The sequence below is a fragment of the Flavobacterium sp. 38-13 genome, from assembly GCF_001899155.1.
Lineage (GTDB): Bacteria > Bacteroidota > Bacteroidia > Flavobacteriales > Flavobacteriaceae > Flavobacterium > Flavobacterium lindanitolerans.
Window position 1 is genome coordinate 22,836 of sequence record NZ_MKVG01000019.1, and the last position, 19,215, is coordinate 42,050.

A 19,215-nucleotide genomic window follows, 5' to 3' on the forward strand; every position below is an offset into this window, starting at 1 on the left:
TAAATCTCAATCTTTTAATAAGACTCGGTCAGAAAATATAATACAAAAAAACATCTATGAATAACGACAAACTTTTCTCAATAAATGCTAAAACCTCTACCTTAAAATATAACAATCAAGAAGACAAATCAATCATTTTATATGATAATGCAAAATATATAATTCCCATTTATCAACGCCCCTATTCATGGACAGATGAGCAGTTAAGAACATTTATTATCGACATTTTCTATTCCTTTTGGGGCAATGACGGAAATTCGCCTTCGGAACCTATGTTTATTGGCACGATGCAGTTATCTCATAGAAACAAAAATAACGAACAAGATATTATAGATGGACAACAAAGACTAACAACATTCCTCCTATTAATCAAAGTACTCCAAAATAAATTTCCTGAGTGCAATGAGCTGAATAAAATTAGCCTAGATTGGCTTTTTACAAGGGTAAATAACGGCAAACAGCAAAGCTACCTCGAAGAAGCTATCTCAAGTGAATTGCCGTTTAGCTCTGAAACACAAAACCCATATCTTAAGAATGCTTTCTTTATTAACGAACTAATTGACGAGCAGACAAAAAACGTCGAAGAAGATCAACCCTACTTTAGTATAAATAAATTTATCCAATATTTATTAAGTAGCGTTTACTTTGTTATTATAGAAACCCGGGCAGGTCTTTCAAAAACCTTACAGATTTTCAATGCTATTAATACAACAGGTTTGGAACTGAATGGTGGAGATATTTTTAAGATCAGAATGTACGAATACCTAAAGGATAAAAGAGGTATGGATGAAACAGCATTCGAAGAAATAAGTCGCCTGTATCAAAAGGTTGACGAATATAATGCTTCTCTTAAATATAACGCAACAGATATAAGAGGAATTTTAGCTATCTACCAATATATCATAATTGCTAAATATAATCTCCCAGTAGTACTTTACAATTATGGTGTAGACAGATTCTTTGAGCAGCTATTTGATACTATACTTTCTAATCAGGTACATGATTATTTTAAGAACAATGTAGATACAATACAATTATCTGTTCACGATATCGATAAAATTATTAATGTACGTTACGAATGGGAACATAAATGGAGAACCAAAGAAGGTTTGACAGCCGAGAATGCTTGTTCTTTCCATTTCATTTGGTGGTCTAGATATAGTCGTTATTGGGACTTGACATTTGTGCTTTTATATAGCCTTAAAGAAAAACAACATTATTGGGATAATATGCTAGAGTTTAACCGTCAATTAAGTAAACTATTTTTCATATATAGTATTCGATTTCAAAAACTAAAAAGTGATATCTACTATGGATTTATGCATAAAGTTATCCATACAATAGTCAATAAAACATTTAAAGAAGTAATGACATTAGTTAATGAGAAAATAGGACTAGAACAAGACCATAACAGAGGCTGGTACGATCTAAACTGGTTTTTAACAGAAAATCTTACAGAAAATACAAAAAGAAAAAATCTTATTTGCAGAATGTCGGCAATGTTAGATGAGGATTATAGAACGTCAGACGTTAAAGAGGTTGAAAATATCAGAAAACGTCTTTTTGATACGCCGATTGATATCGAGCATATTCAATCTTACCACGACAGCAACGGAGAAAAAAGAGAAGATGTTTGGCAAGAGTGGCAAGAAAACATTCACTCAATAGGCAACTTGATGATTTTAGAACAAACCATTAACCGTTCAATTAGGAATAATCCTTATGGTACTAAAATAGCACGCTATCCTGAGAGCGTCTTCTCAGTTGTCAAAAATCATTGTAAAAGTTATCCGCATTGGGATCTCACACATTGCATTGAACGAAAGGAGACCGAAAAGCGAAAAATATTGGATTATATTTTTGATTAACACAACCATCGCCACCCCATATCCTACTATAATTAAGGATATTACCAAAAAAACTTAAAAAAAACAAAAGCAGCATTCAAGATAAATAATTACCTTTCATCAAATTAATGTAATCAATAATGCCTTACTCATACGCTCGAATAGATCACAATCCATTATGTCATGAGACTGAATTAGTAGTCAATGATTTAAAAAAACTTGCCCAGCAGGTTGGGCTATTATTGTTAGGGAAACACAGACATGTAGCATCCATCCTAGCTGCTAAAAATAGAAAGATTCCATCTTCTACCGATGTAATGATCGATCGAGCACAGAAACAGCTTTCAGTTACAACAGATATTGAAAGATGGAAACGTGATGGATGGCTTTTTCAGATGATGACCTGGATATCGGTACGCCTAGAACAGCCAGGCATAAATCTTATTTCACAGGCACCACATACTAACCCCGCGCAACATGGCATAGACGGATTGGCAATTGTATTGACCTCAGCAAATACAATAAAGGCTCTAATCATAGCAGAAGATAAATACACTGAGAAACCTCGCAGCACCATAAAGGAAAAGGTATGGCCAGAGTTTAAGTTATTTGAAAAAGGAGAATTTGATAGCCAACTTGTTACCCAGACCACAATGTTGCTTGGTCATTTGGATGACGATGAGATTGATAGAATTATTGAAAACGATATTTATAAAACTTCGAATCGCATCTATCGAGTGGGAATAACGCCAATTGCAGTGCATTCGAGTGCTAAGTTGAAAAAAAAACTGTTTAAGGGTTACGATAAATGCGTCAAAGGGCCAGATTTGGTTAGGCGACAGTCGTTGACTTTCAGTCAACCTAACATAAGGAAATGGATGGATGATTTTTCTAGTGAGATTTTTGATTTTTTAGAAACACAAAGGCCTTGATATGTATAACACTATAACAGAAGAGATAATCAGACGAGCACCTCGCATTGATGGATCAGAAACTGAAAACCTTCCCCAGTATCTAACTAAAATTTATGCACGGATTGTTTCATTAAGAAGACGATTGAATGGTTCTAGGAAAATTTCAGCAAAGTTGAAGAGAGATATCGTAGAGCTAAGAAAACTAGCCAACAACCTTGAGTCCCTTACCGTACTAAATAAAACTAACAGTAATCATGTTTCAGCGGCATTTGTCGCGGGAACAGCACATAACTTACTGCAGTTAATTCGAGATGAAAAGTATTTCGTTTCTGAGCATGGGTTGGAAGTTCAAAATGTTCCCAGCTGGATTTCTTCTATTCTCTTGTTCTTGATTGGTGAAAGCCCCGCAGATGCTGCAGAAATTGCGGGTAGGATTAATGCTTCCCCAGAAGAAACTGTTCAGAGCCAATTATCTAATGCTATACGCCTTTTGGCGAAAGGACAACTTGGTCCAATACGAGCAATCGAACCAGTGTCGAGAGATTACACTGCTGATGAAACCGAGACAGAAGCGGAAGATTATCTTTGGCTGCAGTTACTGTTAGGTTTACAACAGATGGCCTCAGTGCTTTTGGGAATGGCAGGATTGAAACAAACTTACTTTAAGAATGTAATCGACTTGGCTCTACTCGATGTACCTTATAATGAAATCATGATAAAAAGTTGTTATTCTGGTCCTTATCACTTAGCTCTGCTTCTGGATATTTTACAGGATAGGCTTTTGAGCAGAGGCGTCATAAACGTAATTCCTCCTCTAGGCACAGATCCACAAGAATGGATTAGCTTTCTACAGAGGCTTGCGGGATCGCGTCCATATTTATGGGAGAACCATTTCGACGCTGTTAGTACAGGCTTCCTAGATCAAGGCAATTCAGCGGTTCTCACCTTTCCAACAGGTGCAGGCAAAACTACCATTGCTGAATTGAAGATTGCATCTGCAGTAATGACTGGTCGCTCAGTATTGTATCTAGTACCTACGCACGCGCTAGAGGATCAGATTAATCGCGATTTGAAAACTCTTTTCGATTATATGGACGCTGATTTATTAGAAATTGGTGGTGAATTTAGTGATTTTGGTAATCAAGGTCTCGAAACAATTAACGTCATGACTCCAGAGCGCTGCTTAACTTTATTGGCGATGAGCCCTGAGAACTTTGTAGATATTGGATTGATCGTTTTTGATGAATTCCACTTAGTGAACGGACGTATGGACAGACTAGATAAACGTAGTTTGGATGCCATGTACTGTTTACTTAGACTATTTGCCGAAGTACCACAAGCGGATTATTTGCTAATATCTGCAATGGTTGAAAATGGAGAAGAGATAGCGTCTTGGATAAGCCAAGTTACTGGTAGAAATTGCGAAGCTTTCAATTCAAACTGGAAGCCTACTCGTCAATTGCAAGGTTGTGTAATTTATCCAAAAAATGAAATTGACAAACTAAAAAACATCATTTCGGAAGTTCGAAAAAAGCATACTGGAAAAACGGTGCCAGCAGCGCTGAAAAAACAAATTATTGCTACTCCATACCAAATCTATAGTCTTCGTAACAAATGGGATCCGAATAGACCAAATGACTTTTTCGTCAGAAGACTTTTTAACAACAAGCTAAATCTAGAAGTAAGCCCCTACTGGAAAATCACAAGTAATAGAAATCTGGTTGCGGCTCAACTTGCCGCATTCTTTGTAAGATCGGGAATCAAAACGCTAGTGTTCGTAAACAATCCTATAGCTGCAAAAAGCACGGCTCGAACATTAAATGGATTTCTAGAGGAAAGAGACGTCAATTTGGAATATTTCAGGGAGCAGAATGCCCGAAGAATGACAAGCCTCGAAATGGAACTTGGAAATTTGAAGTATTCCTTTTTTAATCCAGATTTTCAGGTTGCAGTACATCACGGACTTCTTCTACCAATGGAAAGGCAGCTGAACGAATCTTTATTTAAGGATAAAGAAGGTATACATGCTATTATTGCAACGGCAACCTTGGCGCAAGGCATAAATTTACCTGCCGAAGTGGTTATTATTGCTGGAGATGATCGGTTCGATGAAGATACTGAGGGATCTGAAAAATTGCTGGCTCATGAGATTCTGAACGCAGCCGGTAGAGCTGGTAGGGCTGGTACAGCGGCACAGGGCATTGCCCTGTTAGTCCCAGGACAAATTATAACATTTGAAGACAAGTCTCTAGCCCCAAGTGATTGGATGGCACTACAAGAGAGAGTATTCGCCAAAAGTGATCAATGTCTAACCATAAATGATCCCATTACGAAATTTTTGGACGAAGTAACAGGAAATGATAACATGGATTTGTTATCTCAAAATGTTAACAGTTTGTTACTTCGACTTCATAGCGACGAAACAGAGAAAACTTCAATTAAAGCTATTTTTAATAGTTCCTTCGCCGCCTTTAAGGCTGCGCAAACAGGTGATGATTTATTTTCTAATAAAATCAATGAACTTATTAGAAGACGTGACAATCTTGGCACTGATTTTCTATATGAGAAGTCAGTTGAAATTGTTAGCTTAAAGACTGGTATCGACCCTAAAGTCATTGAACAACTAAGCATTAGCCTTTCTGAGATGGATCTAGAAACACTTTTTGAATTTTCTGTGTCTGAATGGATTGCTTGGTTCTTTAATTGGCTTCAAGGAGATGAAGCACGTATTCTAGAAATGTTTTCTAGCCCAGCTAGTCGTGCCCAATTAGCACGTGCTTTGGGCTTAAGTGTCACGAGTTATAAATTAAAGGATATTGCTGACAATATTTCAGCAGTTGTCCCGATCTTCGATGCTTTTATTGATGGCGAAAATTATGAAACTATAAACTCACTAATTCCAGGAAAATCTGATGAATATCTAACCAAAGCAAGGCATTTTATCTTGCGGTTAGTTCCACAAACCAGCTTTGCAATCGGCGTTGTGTCTCTTATGCTGAAAGAAGAATTGGCTATGTTAGATTATGATGTAAATAATATTCCCTATGTAATCAAAAATCTTGCGACAATGTTACGTGAAGGATTGGATACTGAAGAGAAGCTTCAATATAAAATGAATCGGCGGGCATCTCTACGCGTTCAAATACATAGGCGATTCGAGATTTAGAAAGCTTTAGCTTGATTCAAACCATTGAAAATAAATGAGCAAGTTCAGAATAGCAAATACTATTTGAAATATTCTATTACCAGTAATTAATGGAATATATCAGGATGTATTTTGAACAAAACATTACCACTTCCATCTTCACAATCAACAGTTTCTAGGCCAAACTCTACCACCTTTCTTTTAATTGTTCCTTTTGAGTCGACCCTTTGAAGCTCGGCACCTAAACCTGTTTTCGTTAGAACTTGTTTAATATATTTCCATAAGGTTTTATAACGCGATAATATAAAAACCGTGTATTGTACCCAGCTTTTTACATTAGATCCAAGAATTTCCATTCTCTTTGCAGATTCAACAAAAAAAAGAAAGCCAAGCATCCGTCTTACAATTTCCCTTTCATACATTGAATCGCAGGCAGCGTAATAGCTTAACTCACAGTATTCCATCTCACCCCTCTTCCCGTGCAGATGAATCAAAAATTCTTTATCCGTCAATTTGAGTTTGTATTTTCTTTCAAAAATCAACGGTTTCAACTTGTAAAGACTCCTATCCAATGAAGTGTTCTTATATAAGTATTGTATTATTCCATTCCCCTCCAAATCGTTCGCTGATATGTCAAATTTAAAATTTAAGCAGGACAATAGAAACTCTACGATGGTCATACCTCTTCCGTTGTCCAATGATTTATATTCCTTAATATAGACAAGGAGTAATGGTATGTTATTAGATTTTTTGTTTAGGTCCACAATCTTGTTCAACTCAACAATTGAATCCCATCCGAGGTTATCCACCTCTTTCGCTACCGAATAAAAATTATAATCGTTTTTTCTATACCTAGAAATTTTCTCAATTAATTCCGAAATTTCTTTGGTAGCGAAATCTTTTCGAAGCTTTTTCCTTTCTTCCTCTTCACCTTGTCTCTTTTCTTCCTTAATCAATGACAACTTGTATACAAAATCCTTATGTTCTTTACCGTGGTGCAAATAGTAGCATGAATAGTCACTGCTATCAAATTTTAATTCCCCGAACCTAATCAGTTTCTGATTCCATTTATCATAGACTGCTTCATCATCAAGATGGATATAAGGTTGCTTGAAATGACAATCAATCTGAAAAGCTGTTTTTTGGGATTCATCGAGTCTGAACAGATTTTGATGGTCCCATACATATTTTATGTCCCTTTGGAATGTAGATATAGCTTTAGGTGAATTTAAAAAATCAATTATCCAAATGAGATAAATACCGTTATCTCTGTAAAACTCATAGCGATGCTTTATGTAGTGCAATGGCAAGTAGGATAGCTGGATTTCAAAAGCAATCCGTAGGCCCTTATATTCACAGTAAACATCAGGTCTTCTTTTTTGCCCTGCAGGGGTTAGGATGAACTTCGAATCTATATCTATTGATGTTCGGTCTATTTCCTGTTCCAATTTCAAAAGTTCGCCTATTTTCTGCTTCAATTCTTTATGCCGTGGACTCTCACAAGCAAAAGCTACTTCCCTATAAGAATTAAATAGACCAACATCTAGGCCATCCTTCAGTAGACAGTCTTCTGAATTGGGCAGATGCCGAAAATATACATTATCTCTTGAACTATGGGCCGCAATCAATTTCTGACCGCACTCAACACAGATAAATCGTGACGTATTTGAATTGTAGACATCTCTTAAATCAAAACCTTCTTTCTGCGAACCAATAGATTTTTCCAAATCAATGTTTTTACATTCTACCGTATCAAATGCATAAACAATTGCTCTCTCCCCACTTCTCACCGCGCTTGCTATTATAGTCCTAAACTTGGTTTTATTACCTCACAAATTGGAGAGGCAACCACATTCGTGAAAACGCCTAGGCCAACATCCCTCATCAATGTTCCAAGATTTAAAAGCTGTTGCTTAATGTCCTTTCCCCTATTAAGCTGCATAACTGCATAATCCATTTCCATAGCAAAGTCCTCCCTTATTTTTTCATTTACATTTTGGATATCCTTTGATAATAATTCAAAAACTTTTTGAATATCATCCTTATGATAATGATTGGATTGATTCTGTATAGAATTATTCGAGTTTTGTTGAAACTGGATGGGCGCATGGATATCTCCCATTTGGATCGTATTGTTATTCACAACCTGACCAACCTTGCCTTTTTCATCATTGTTCTCTTTTGTTTTTAACCATTGCTCCACTAAATCTACTTGAACTTCACTTCTGTTAAGTTTTTTCAGTCGCGGGAGAATAATGTACCTTATATGTTTTAGGAAATTCTCAGATTGAAGAACGCTAGTATTACAATAATGACCAAAATGGTATTCTAGTACTTTGTTGAGCTCATAAACTGGTTTCCAATCGCGAATTTTGTGCGCAAATAGATTATCATAATCTTCTGGAACCGTCTTCGTATAATGTGTGGTTCTATTGCTAGTTCTTCCTGTTCCCCAAAAGTCACTGCCACGTCCGCCACCAGTTATTGCAAAGATTCTCTCTAGTCCAAGATTCTTAAGCTTCAGAGAGTCATCTGGCAAATTTTCATCTACACTTATATCATAAAAAGGATTCATAATTGGTTTGGTTTAAATAACAAATATAATCAATAGCTCTCTTTTCACTGGGAAATACACTTAATTATAAATTTTACAAAAAAACTGAATTACAATAAGTTAATTCAAAGCAATATTATAAATATTAAAAAAACTGTAATTAGCTCGCAATATTTCTCTTTTGCAATCTATATAGTATCTTAAAAGGACAAAAACACTGAAATTAAGGTACAAACTGTAGTTGAAAATTGGGAAATATATTATATTAGCTACATTAATAACCAATTAGGTTTCTAACTATAAACGAAAATGAAAGCTCTCAACAATTATTTATTGTCCAAAAAATCTGACTTCCTTGTCAAGTCGAGCTATTACAAACTCCAAATTTGGAACTTAGCCTAGGTTGCATTAAGTTATAAAATGGGTAGCGATATTTCATACAGCCGGAGCTTTCCGGAGGAAACTTGGGGATCAACCTTCCATGAGGTAACAAGCATTTCAAGCACTGGAAACATTTTTGTGTGCCATGCGAGCATTTCAGATCTGGAAAAAATTGCAACGGAGCTTTCCAAGAATGTTATGGATCAATCATGGGTTTTAGATTTGGACACCCGCGCAAAAAGAGCATATGAGAATACTGCAAAGGAAACCGCCAAATCTCTGATAAAGGTTTTCCAAAATACATTATCTGAAGACAACAAAATAGCAAGTGAATTCGGCGAACTTATGGTTTCGATGGGATCATCAAAGGCGTTAGAAGTTGTTTTCAAACATAGATCTATTCCCATAGCAGAAATTTGGAAACCAAAGGTTCTTGGAAATGAAGGATTTGACTTTCATACAGTATGCCCAGAAAGCATAATAAATTTTGGAGAAGCTAAGTTTTCAAGCTCATCTAATCCATATGGAGGACTATCAGAAGAAAAAACGGGTGCTGGTGGTCAGGCAGATGGTTTTATTTTAAAAGGCAAACATTTGATGGACGGGGTACACATGGAATATTTGGCAGGAGATGATGCCGCAATAAATTTAGATAGTAATCTTTTTGGAATTGTCCTTGCTTTCTCTATAAATTCTGAAAATCCATTACGAATTCTTAAAAATGCTTTAGACAATACTTTAACCTATGAACATTTAAAAAAAGCAAAAAACATTTACATCGTTGGTGTCAGTTATGAATTTAAAGGAGATTAAAAATACAGAAAATCCAGAGGCTGATTTAGCAGAGTTACTCGACATCATACATCGTGAAGGTCCAAAAAATTCGCAGCTACTTGAAAGCCTTAGCTATTTTAAGGTATTTCATCCTATAATTTTTCAAGAATTCGAGGAAAAGGTCATATCTGCACTCGGACTATTCTATAAAATAAAAATACCTGATAATCTATATTCATTTCTAATGCAAGGTTTTGGAAAGGAACATCAGCAAGATCATGGTGCTGTCCTCACCCCAGTACAGGCAAGTATCCGTCGTGCGATTGACGATAAGCAATATATATCTATTTCTGCCCCAACAAGCGCTGGAAAGTCCTATTCGATCCGTGATTTCATAGCAGAGGGTAATGGGGATGCGGTAATAGTCGTTCCTTCGAGAGCATTAATTGCAGAATACATCAATTCCATGATAAGGAAATTCCATGACAATAAAGGAGTTATGATCACCTCTTTTGTTGACCTTGTATTTAATGACCGTAATTTGAGACGCATTTTTGTCCTTACTCCAGAACGCTCAAAAGATCTCTACAAATTCAAAGACAAACTTAATATCGAGACTTTCTTTTTTGATGAAGCCCAGATATCCGAAGAAGATAGTAGAGGAATTACCTTTGATATTTCAGTCAGAAGGGTAAAGAAACACTTCCCAAATGCCAAAATTATTTTTGCCCACCCTTTTATAGAAAATCCAGAAGCGCAATTCTCAAAACACCAATTTGCTGCCGATGTGAGCTACGGACATTCTTATACTCATGGTGCAGTAGGTAAATTATGCATCGTAAAAAAGGATGAAGCTTGCTACTACTTTTCACCATACATTGAAGATGGTCATAAAAAAATCAATTACATAGAATTTAATGGTGATTTTCGAAATTTTGCAATGAACGGTAGCCACTCCATTCTTGTATATGTCTCCAAAAACTCTATTTATAACGGAAATTTTAAAATTGGTTTTGAAGATTTTATTGAAAATCTACCGTTAGTAACAAATAGTGAAGCTCTCGAAATAATAGATAGCATCCGTCATATTGTTGGTGCGGATAAACCTAGTCATATTTCTTCAATGGTAGAACTTCTCAAAAAGGGAGTCGTTATCCATCATGGTTCTATCCCTCTTGAGGTGAGGTTCTTAATCGAGGATTTCATTCGAGGCAAATATTCATGTCTGTGTTTCGCTACCAGCACACTGGCTCAGGGTATAAATATGCCATTTGATATAGTATGGCTTGAAAACAACAGATTTGAGGGAAACGCTAGCGAGCGCGCTCTCGCATTCAAGAACTTAATTGGCAGGGCTGGCCGGCTTACTGAATCCAAAATTTTTGATTATGGATATGTTTTCACTAACAATGCCAAACTCTTCTCTGAAAGAATTCAGATGACATTTATGCTCAGTGAGCAATCTGTTATTGAAAATCCACCAAAAGGCGTACATGAAAACGATCAGAAGGAATTAATCGACGCGATCCAGAACAATACATTTGATGATGATAAAAATATACCTAAGTCCAAGGTTCAACGCTTATCACATCCTGATGTTCTGAAAAATGCAAAAACCTTCCTTGATATCTTCTACAGGGTTCCTAACGATTTAAGGGCTAGTATAGGAGGCCTTACAAACCGTCACAATCGGGATAGAGCTAAATCAGTTTTGGCAAAGATATATGAGGCCTCTCTTGACAGGGAACTTTTCAAAGGCGAAGAAAACGTTTTTAACCAAGCCATAGATATATTCTTCCATTCTTCGCAAGGTCGGTCCTTTAGTGAGATTGTAGGTCTTCGATACAGTTCAATTACAAACAGGGATAGTGCATCTTCGATATATGCAAACTTTTCTCAACCAGCGAAAAAACTACCCGATAGCAGCCTTGAAAAAGCTTATAGTCTTTTCCCCCCCAGGACACCGAACGGAGCTGTAACATATGATTCCATCGTGTATGACACTTATGATTATATGGATCAGGTCGTATCATTTTCTTTATCGGATACGCTAATTGCTGCATTTGAAATATATGGAGAGAAAACGGGTGACCAAAGAGCCAGTAACATCATAGACTTACTTCGCTACAATACAAATAATAAAACACACATCTTACTTTTGAGATACGGATTTACACCAGAGGTTATTAAGGAGATTGCACAGCATGTTGAAACAATTGACGAGAATAAAATAAGCTTTTTACCGACTATCCAGAATACTCCAGATTTTGTTCGTAAAATAGTTAATTGGTACCTACCAGAGTAAAGTCAAACAAAAAAAGGGGTGCCATACCAAAAGCTATTCAATAAATCGAATATTCATAATTCCTCAGCATCCACTGGACAATACAACACAAAAACATCAAAAACATTTGAAATTCAATTATTTATAAATAGATTTACAACAAATATTAGGATAATATCGTTCTTTCAAATCAGATGGCTTCGTGCAGGAGCCTTTGCATAGATAAAACATTCAAATTTCCCGTGGCACATTCGTGGCACAATACGGAAAAACCTAAAAAAACAGGGCTGAAAGGTATTTAAACGACATAAGTGTCGGACCCTTCAGCTCCACCAGGTAAGCAAATTTTATTTTGCAAGGGAAATGCCGTCTTAACCGATGGCATTTTTGGTAAACGGAGTTTTTTATGGCACATTCGTGGCACAACACCTTTCAAAAAATATCGAAATCAGTGTTTAAAAGGGTTCTAGGGCAATGGTTCTAGTCCCTCTTTCTCCGCGAAAAAAAATGCTACCAAGTTTGGTAGCATTTTTTTTAAGATTCTATGGAAAAATCGCGGCAATATAATTTTCATCTTTTGAAAATAGCCTCGTAAAACCTGTTACATAGCCGATTCAATTCATTTCCTCTCTGCAAATTAAACAAGAGTATACTTAAAAAAACTGAAGAGAGCTACAAAACCTGTATTCGTAAAAGAATGCAGTTTTTTTTGGAGCAAAATCTTTTAAAATTTTTAAAAATGCTCGTAAATATGTGGCAATTCTAATTCCGAAGATTTATTATTGATAAAATTTTACTCGTATTTACTACCTACGTCATCTAAATTTCGGTACATTTTCTCCTTTAAATCTTCAATAAAGACAACGTTTTTAAACACATCATTCTTACCTGAAAATTCCTGTGTTTTCTTTGTACCGTTTAAATTTATATTGGTTCTTTTTACAATATATTTTCCGGTTAGCAGATTGTAAGATTTATCGATATGCTCAGTTGGCAATGCCTTGTAACCAGTATCATAACCTATTACCTGTATTTTATTTTTTGTTGCATTAAACCTTAATGTAACAAACCTGCCAAAGGTAGCTGTGCCGTCTTCGAAGTACCCAAATTGCACGGTATTTTTATTTGATTTAAGCTGAACGGGATAAATGCTAAAATCATTGGTACTGAATAATTCAACCTCGAATTGTTTTTGAAAGCTTGATAAATAAATCAACAGTTTGTAGCTTGAAAATGCCGTATCTTTTTTAATGAGCATTAAAACATCTTTTATAGCATCATTGTCAAACAAAATGGTGACTTTATCAATTTTTCTACCATTGGCAGGGCTTTCTTTTAATTCGCTATATCCTTTAGGAATTTTGATTTGTGCGAAAGTCTGCAACGATAAGCAACAGAAAAGTATAAGGGTGATGTTTATTTTTATTTTTATTTTCATTTTCAAATTACTTTACAATTAAATATTAGCTTTTGCCAAAAAGAAACTTTTAACCTCATCTTGTTTAATAACCGAACGGATGTGGTCGTTGTAAAGTAGTCAAATGATTTTCCATTATAAACACTTACGCCTTCATTATGGCTTCCAAACCAATAGTTGCCTTTACTGTCCTGAAAAATAGCACGTATTCCCGAAGTAAATTTTAAGGTATCGGTTTTTTGGTTTACTACCAATTCAGGCCTGTTCGTTTCTTTTTCTGTTGATTTCTTTTCAACGCAAGAAAAATTTAGTGTCAATAGGGTTAGTAGATAGATCAATTTTATTTTTTTCGTCATTAGGGTTTAAACTTTTCAAATGTCTTTCCATTAAATTTATAGATACCATTTTCGTGTGTTCCAAGCCAAAGGTCGCCTTTGTTGTCTTTGTAAATACTGAATAATTTAATATTTTCAGATTGTTCTTGAACTTGATAGTGCGTAATTTTTGTTCCATCATATTTCCAAACGCCATCACGATAGGTTACAAACCACAAATTATTATCATTGTCTCTTACCGTTGAAAGGTACTCATTCAAACCAGTTGTATTTTTCCCATCTAAACTGCCTATGCTTTCGTGCCTGGTATAAAACTTATTGCTTTTTAAAGTTATGCTGTCATAAACACTATAACGGTTTTCGGTATTGAACCAAAAGTCTCCATTTTTGTCTTCCGTAATGGACCGCACGCCGTTTTTCCCTCCATCGCGAAATTCTGTCACATCTTCTTCTGTAATCCATTCAAATGATTTTCCATCATAACGACATACTCCTACCGGATTGGTACCAAACCAAATGTTACCTTTCCTGTCTTTATAAATGCTATAAACATCAAATGGATGGTTCAGTTGCGGTGGCTTTGGAAGAGTCAGTTCATAAAACGTATTTCCGTCAAAGCGGTAAACTTTTTGTTTGTCCTGCTGGGGATTTAATAACCACAAATCATTCGCTTCCAGTTTCCATTCATCACTTGGGGTTGCCCTTATATTGGTAAATGACTTTCCATCGAACTTTGTGACGATAGCATCCGGGTTCATACCCGTGAAATAGAGGTTGCCCGATTGATCTTCTTTGATATCATCAACTCTATCGGTATAGAAACCGTGTTTTGTGGTGTAATTGATCAAAGTTTTACCGTCATATTTGTACACTCCTGTTTTCCAGCTACCAAACCAATAGTTATTTTTCCTGTCTTGGTAAATTACCATAATACTACTTCCAGGTTCTTTTACAGTGTCACCCTTTACATTTATTTCTTTTGGAACGACAGATTGGTTCTTCGAATTGGAAGTCTGCCCATTACAAGAAGTCAAAATGGATAGAATACTACAAGATAAGAGTGTTGTTAACTTCATTAGGGTTGTTTATGGGTTAATGATGGCTGTTGTAGAATAGCTGATAACTTATTTATTTGCGTACCTAAATTATAAAAATACTATAAATGTAGTTGCATTGGTGCGATTATTTATCTTTAAAAGCTTTAGATTTCTAAAAGCAATCGGATTTTATTAATCTTTAAACTTGCCCATTAAGGCTGTACTGTTGAAGGAGTCCATTTGACTGATTATGATAGTACTCTCTCGTTTAAATTAGTGTCCAGGTGGTTTGCCCCAATGCTTTTCATGTCTTATAAAGATTTAAAATTGCCTCAAATAGACAGGATGTGGCATATTTACAAATAAAATATTTTGACTTTCTAATTTATTGTAAGTATCGTCGAATCAACTTGTAATAGCTCCAATAGCGTGTCAGTTATACAGAGTTCAGATTACCACCGTCTCTGAAGTTAAGTCTCCGGAAAACCAGGCCGGACAGAATCGTGAGAAAACCGACTACGAGAAATGTATATCGGAAAGCATTGTGAATCTCGTTATGAATGAGCTTGGTATCACCTTCAAAAAATTTCAGAATAATCAGTCCAAATGCAATCCCGAATCCTACAGCAAATTGCTGATTGACAGAAACCAAAGAATTACCACTACTCGTCTGATAAGTTCTCAGGTCAGCAATGCTGATCGTATTCATTGACGTGAATTGTATTGAATTGAAAAATCCAAGCAACAACAATATCGGTACATACCAATAAATGGAATGGTGAATACCCGGTATTGCCAGGCAACAAATCAGGACACCGATTACAAAGGTATTGACCATCAATGTTAAGCGGTAACCAAATTTATCCAAAATCTTAATTACGACTGATTTCGCAAAAATCGAGGTAAGTGCCATGGGTGCAACAATCCAGCCGGAAGTAAATGCCGACCGGTCGTAAGCAATCTGAATCATCAGCGGAACCAAGAGCGGAATAGAACTGATTCCTAACCTTGTCGCCAGATTCCCTAAAATTCCAACTCGAAATGTACGAACCTGAAAAAGATTAAGAGGAAAAATAGGGTTATTGTTTTTTCTAGCATGTTTGTAATAAAAAAACAACATCAGAAAACCGAAAGCAAACCCTAATAAAACTGGTGTAATATTATTCGCATTTCCTAGTAATTCCAATGAAATGGAAAGTAACAAAGACGCCATTGCAAAAATGAGAAAGCCTTTCAAATCAAAATTGAAGACCGGTGATTTGTAATTGGGCATATATTTTAAACCTAAAATAATTCCCAAAACGCCAATCGGAATATTAATCAGAAAAATCCAGTGCCAGGATAAGTAATCGACAAGATATCCGCCAACCAAAGGTCCTAAAACGGGTCCAATCAAGGCCGGAATAATGGCATAATTGATTGCTTTGAGCAATTCATTCTTGTTGAATGCTTTGATGAGTGCTAATTTTCCAACTGGCGTCATCAAACTTCCGCCAACACCCTGAATTACTCTGGAAATAACCAATTGGGTTAGATTTTGTGACAACGAACAGCATAACGAACCCAAAGAAAATATAAACAAAGAAGTAATAAAAACATTTTTCGTCCCGAATTTATCCGCTAAAAAACCGCTGACAGGCATAAACAAAGCCAATGTCAAAACATAACTTATGATTGCGTTCTGCATATCCAGCGGAGATTCATTCAAATCTCTGGCGATGGCCGGTAAAGATGTATTGAGAATCGTGGAATCCAGCATCTGCATGAAAATCGCAGTTGCTAATATCAATGGAAGAAATCTTTTAACGGAATCTGTGTCCATGTGTTTGCTCATAAGCATCAAATTTTAAATTTCACTTTTAAAATGGCTTGTAAAAAAATATAATCAATGAAATTTAGAATGAAAGAATTCAAACATGGTTATTTTCAACGATGAAAACAAAAAAAAGTTTGATCTTATCTGGATTGAAACAATTCCTAAAAAAGATACCGTTTCGTTCGTTTTTGATATAACAGAGTTTTACGGGAAGTGGAATTAAAACTATTCGGCAAAAAATAGTGTAATCTTCGCCTATTTACCATTTTTTTGATCATGACTTTGAATCTAAACGTTTCAAAATGAGCGAGCGCAAACGCTCTTCATGTTCATCTCCCCATCCGCCAATTGTTGCAATTACGGGAATCAGCGTTTTTCCAAAATCTGTCAGGCTATATTCAACTTTAGGAGGCACAACAGGATAGATCACCTTTGAAATCAATTCATGGTCTTCCAACTCTTTCAGCTGAATCGTCAACACTCTTCTTGAGGCATCCGGAATTTTACGTTGCAGTTCGCTGGGGCGCTTATGTCCCTGGTTAATAAACCACAACAAACGCATTTTCCATTTTCCATAAAGGACTTCGCCAATAAGGTCAAGGCCGCAATTCAGGTTCAAAGGTATTTTTCTCTCGTACATATAGCAAAGCTAGTGCAATGTTCCAAATTGTACAATAGGGGAAAAAATTATCCCTATGCAATTCGGTTTTCCCTTATTGCCAGATAGTTATATACATCCCAACTTTGTACAAAAATATAAAACAATGGAACAAACATTTAATTTCAACAACGAGTTATCCGGCAAGATTGCTTTGGTAACCGGAGGTACAAAAGGAACTGGAAAGGCAATTGCAGAAAGACTGCTACAGGCTGGCGCAACCGTTATTATTACTGCAAGGAACGCACCCGAAAAAGAAAACAGCAGACTGCATTTTATTCCTTCCGATTTAAGTAAGGCAGAAGGAACACAAAAGGTAATCCGCGAGGTGTTATCTGTTTACGGAAAGCTTGACATTCTTGTGAACAACCTTGGTTCTTCAACAACACCCGCCGGTGGTTTTACCGCATTGAGCGATGAAGACTGGGAATCAACCCTCCAAGCTAATTTACTAGCTCCTGTGCGGTTGGACAGGGGATTTCTGCCGCAAATGATCAGTCAGAAAAGCGGTGTCATTATCCATATTGCCTCAATTCAGGGCAGATTGCCTTTATATGATTCTACTTTGCCCTACGCCGCTGCAAAAGCAGGACTAATCAATTATAGTAAAAGTTTATCAAATGAAGTAACACCCAAAGGTATTCGCGTGCTTACTGTTTCACCAGGATGGATAAATACAACAGCATCGGAAGCGTGGCTGGGCGAGATTGCAAGAAACGCAAACAGTACCATAGAAGAAGCCCAACAGGGTGTCATGGATGCATTGGGAGGAATACCTTATGGCAGACCTGCCCAACCGGAAGAAGTAGCCGAATTGGTTGGTTTTCTCGTTTCACCAAGGGCCAATTATTTAACGGGAACAGAATTTATAATCGATGGTGGTACAGTACCAACAATTTAATCATCTAAAAAAATAAAAAATGAACTTACCGAAAATAATAACAGACTTGGTTAATGCACAAAACAGCTTCGATAGCATTGCCTACACCAATTGCTTTTCTGAAACCGCCGTGGTGTTTGATGAGGGCAAAACACATAACGGAAGAGTCGAAATCCAGCATTGGATAGAAGAATCAAACGAAAAATACAGATCAGTGATGAAACCTCTCGAATATACTGAAAATGGCAATTCATGTGTTTTATCGGCAGAATGTTCCGGTACATTCCCGGGAAGTCCGATTGTATTAAAATTTCATTTTGATATTGTTGATGGATTAATTCAGCATTTGAAAGTAACTGGATAGCATCAACGAAAAAAGAGTGACTCATTTTAAGACATCCTCTTTCAAATTGAAGGCTATTGAATAAATTTTATCAAAATCAACGACGTAGTGCTTATATTCTTTTAGGTTTAAGTTCTTTAGCCGACTTGCAATTTAAAATACTTATATACACCTACTATGTGGAAATTTCAACATTATTTTTAGCAGTTCAAAGAAATATAAAAGTGAAAGGGTTCGTCTGAAACCCCAAGACTCCACAGTATACTTTAAATCAAATAACCAGATTGTTTGTTTCTAGTAAAAAATTATTGGAATACCTCATGAAGCCTGCAATTATGATAATTGCAGGCTTTGTCGTTTTCAATTGGCAACAAATAAGATTTATAAAAAATGCTCTGGAAGTTTGTAAACATGTATAAAAAAGGAAAACGTCTTAGCGCCAAACCGCTGTTGATCCCTACAAATTTTATTAAGATTTTTTTAGCATTTTAAAAAGATTAATATTAATTTTCCAGCCAAATCAACAAACCCAATGCCTAAACTCTATCAATCCGACAAACTATTGTTCGATCCTGCCGGACATTTGTCGAAATCTCCACAGAATCATGGTCATCCAAATGTTTTTTTCTCATTTTCTGGTTTCCCAATCGCTTTGAAGCAGGTTGAAATTTGTCAAAAGAATAAGGCTTATCAACATTTCCGTTAAATGAAATTTCACAGTACCTGCTCTGATGCTTAAGCAATACTATTTTTCTTAAAAATTGTAAGCTTCTTTTTTATAAAAACGATGCTACACTGAATTGCTACGTTAATATCCAAAAAAGCCTCGC

14 protein-coding genes are annotated in these 19,215 nt (G+C 36.0%); 7 read left to right on the plus strand and 7 right to left on the minus strand.

All coding sequences use genetic code 11. From position 1 onward, the window contains the following. Positions 1 to 56: 56 nt before the first annotated feature. The 3 genes from BGO88_RS13390 to BGO88_RS13400 all read left to right on the plus strand — a co-directional run bounded on the left by BGO88_RS13390 (position 57) and on the right by BGO88_RS13400 (position 5,927). Positions 57 to 1,868, plus strand: coding sequence for a DUF262 domain-containing protein (locus BGO88_RS13390; RefSeq protein ID WP_286707191.1), 1,812 nt, complete (start codon positions 57 to 59; stop codon positions 1,866 to 1,868). A 119-nt stretch (positions 1,869 to 1,987) separates the two neighbouring features. Beyond that, complete coding sequence (locus BGO88_RS13395) at positions 1,988 to 2,779, plus strand: hypothetical protein (protein WP_286707192.1); 792 nt, start codon at positions 1,988 to 1,990, stop codon at positions 2,777 to 2,779. A gap of 1 nt (position 2,780) precedes the next feature. Then, positions 2,781 to 5,927: a DEAD/DEAH box helicase gene (locus tag BGO88_RS13400; RefSeq protein WP_286707193.1), complete on the plus strand. Its 3,147-nt coding sequence runs from the start codon at positions 2,781 to 2,783 to the stop codon at positions 5,925 to 5,927. An 86-nt stretch (positions 5,928 to 6,013) separates the two neighbouring features. Here BGO88_RS13400 and BGO88_RS13405 read toward each other — a convergent pair whose 3' ends face one another. Both BGO88_RS13405 and BGO88_RS13410 read right to left on the minus strand, forming a co-directional pair. Next, positions 6,014 to 7,696 (minus strand): DUF6035 family protein, encoded by a 1,683-nt coding sequence (locus BGO88_RS13405; RefSeq protein WP_286707194.1) that lies wholly within the window; start codon positions 7,694 to 7,696, stop codon positions 6,014 to 6,016. Between the two features lie 11 nt (positions 7,697 to 7,707). After that, a complete protein-coding gene (locus BGO88_RS13410; RefSeq protein WP_286707195.1) occupies positions 7,708 to 8,481 on the minus strand; it encodes a hypothetical protein in 774 nt (257 codons plus the stop codon). A gap of 399 nt (positions 8,482 to 8,880) precedes the next feature. Here BGO88_RS13410 and BGO88_RS13415 point away from each other — a divergent pair, with 399 nt between their 5' ends. Both BGO88_RS13415 and BGO88_RS13420 read left to right on the plus strand, forming a co-directional pair. Beyond that, a complete protein-coding gene (locus BGO88_RS13415) occupies positions 8,881 to 9,654 on the plus strand; it encodes a hypothetical protein (RefSeq protein WP_286707196.1) in 774 nt (257 codons plus the stop codon). Next, on the plus strand, positions 9,635 to 11,920 hold the full coding sequence (locus BGO88_RS13420) for a DEAD/DEAH box helicase (RefSeq protein ID WP_286707197.1): 2,286 nt from the start codon (positions 9,635 to 9,637) through the stop codon (positions 11,918 to 11,920). The genes BGO88_RS13415 and BGO88_RS13420 overlap by 20 nt, the downstream gene beginning before the upstream one ends. Before the next feature lie 772 nt (positions 11,921 to 12,692). Here the strand turns inward: BGO88_RS13420 and BGO88_RS13425 are convergent. The 5 genes from BGO88_RS13425 to BGO88_RS13445 form a co-directional block, all read right to left on the minus strand. Continuing rightward, positions 12,693 to 13,337, minus strand: coding sequence for a hypothetical protein (locus BGO88_RS13425; protein WP_286707198.1), 645 nt, complete (start codon positions 13,335 to 13,337; stop codon positions 12,693 to 12,695). 2 nt (positions 13,338 to 13,339) lie between these two features. Continuing rightward, the gene (locus BGO88_RS13430; protein ID WP_286707199.1) at positions 13,340 to 13,672 is read right to left on the minus strand and encodes a two-component regulator propeller domain-containing protein; all 333 of its coding nucleotides are present in this window, start codon (positions 13,670 to 13,672) and stop codon (positions 13,340 to 13,342) included. Beyond that, positions 13,672 to 14,727: a ligand-binding sensor domain-containing protein gene (locus tag BGO88_RS13435; protein WP_286707200.1), complete on the minus strand. Its 1,056-nt coding sequence runs from the start codon at positions 14,725 to 14,727 to the stop codon at positions 13,672 to 13,674. Before BGO88_RS13435 ends, BGO88_RS13430 begins: the two co-directional genes overlap by 1 nt. 397 nt (positions 14,728 to 15,124) lie before the next feature. Next, complete coding sequence (locus BGO88_RS13440; protein ID WP_286707201.1) at positions 15,125 to 16,522, minus strand: MFS transporter; 1,398 nt, start codon at positions 16,520 to 16,522, stop codon at positions 15,125 to 15,127. A gap of 256 nt (positions 16,523 to 16,778) precedes the next feature. Then, entirely contained in the window at positions 16,779 to 17,144 is a 366-nt protein-coding gene (locus BGO88_RS13445; RefSeq protein ID WP_286707202.1) for a winged helix-turn-helix transcriptional regulator, read from the minus strand. A gap of 124 nt (positions 17,145 to 17,268) precedes the next feature. Between BGO88_RS13445 and BGO88_RS13450 the strand changes: the two genes are divergently transcribed. After that, complete coding sequence (locus BGO88_RS13450) at positions 17,269 to 18,063, plus strand: SDR family oxidoreductase (protein ID WP_286707203.1); 795 nt, start codon at positions 17,269 to 17,271, stop codon at positions 18,061 to 18,063. A gap of 19 nt (positions 18,064 to 18,082) precedes the next feature. Beyond that, a complete protein-coding gene (locus BGO88_RS13455; protein ID WP_286707204.1) occupies positions 18,083 to 18,406 on the plus strand; it encodes a nuclear transport factor 2 family protein in 324 nt (107 codons plus the stop codon). Positions 18,407 to 19,215 lie beyond the last annotated feature (809 nt).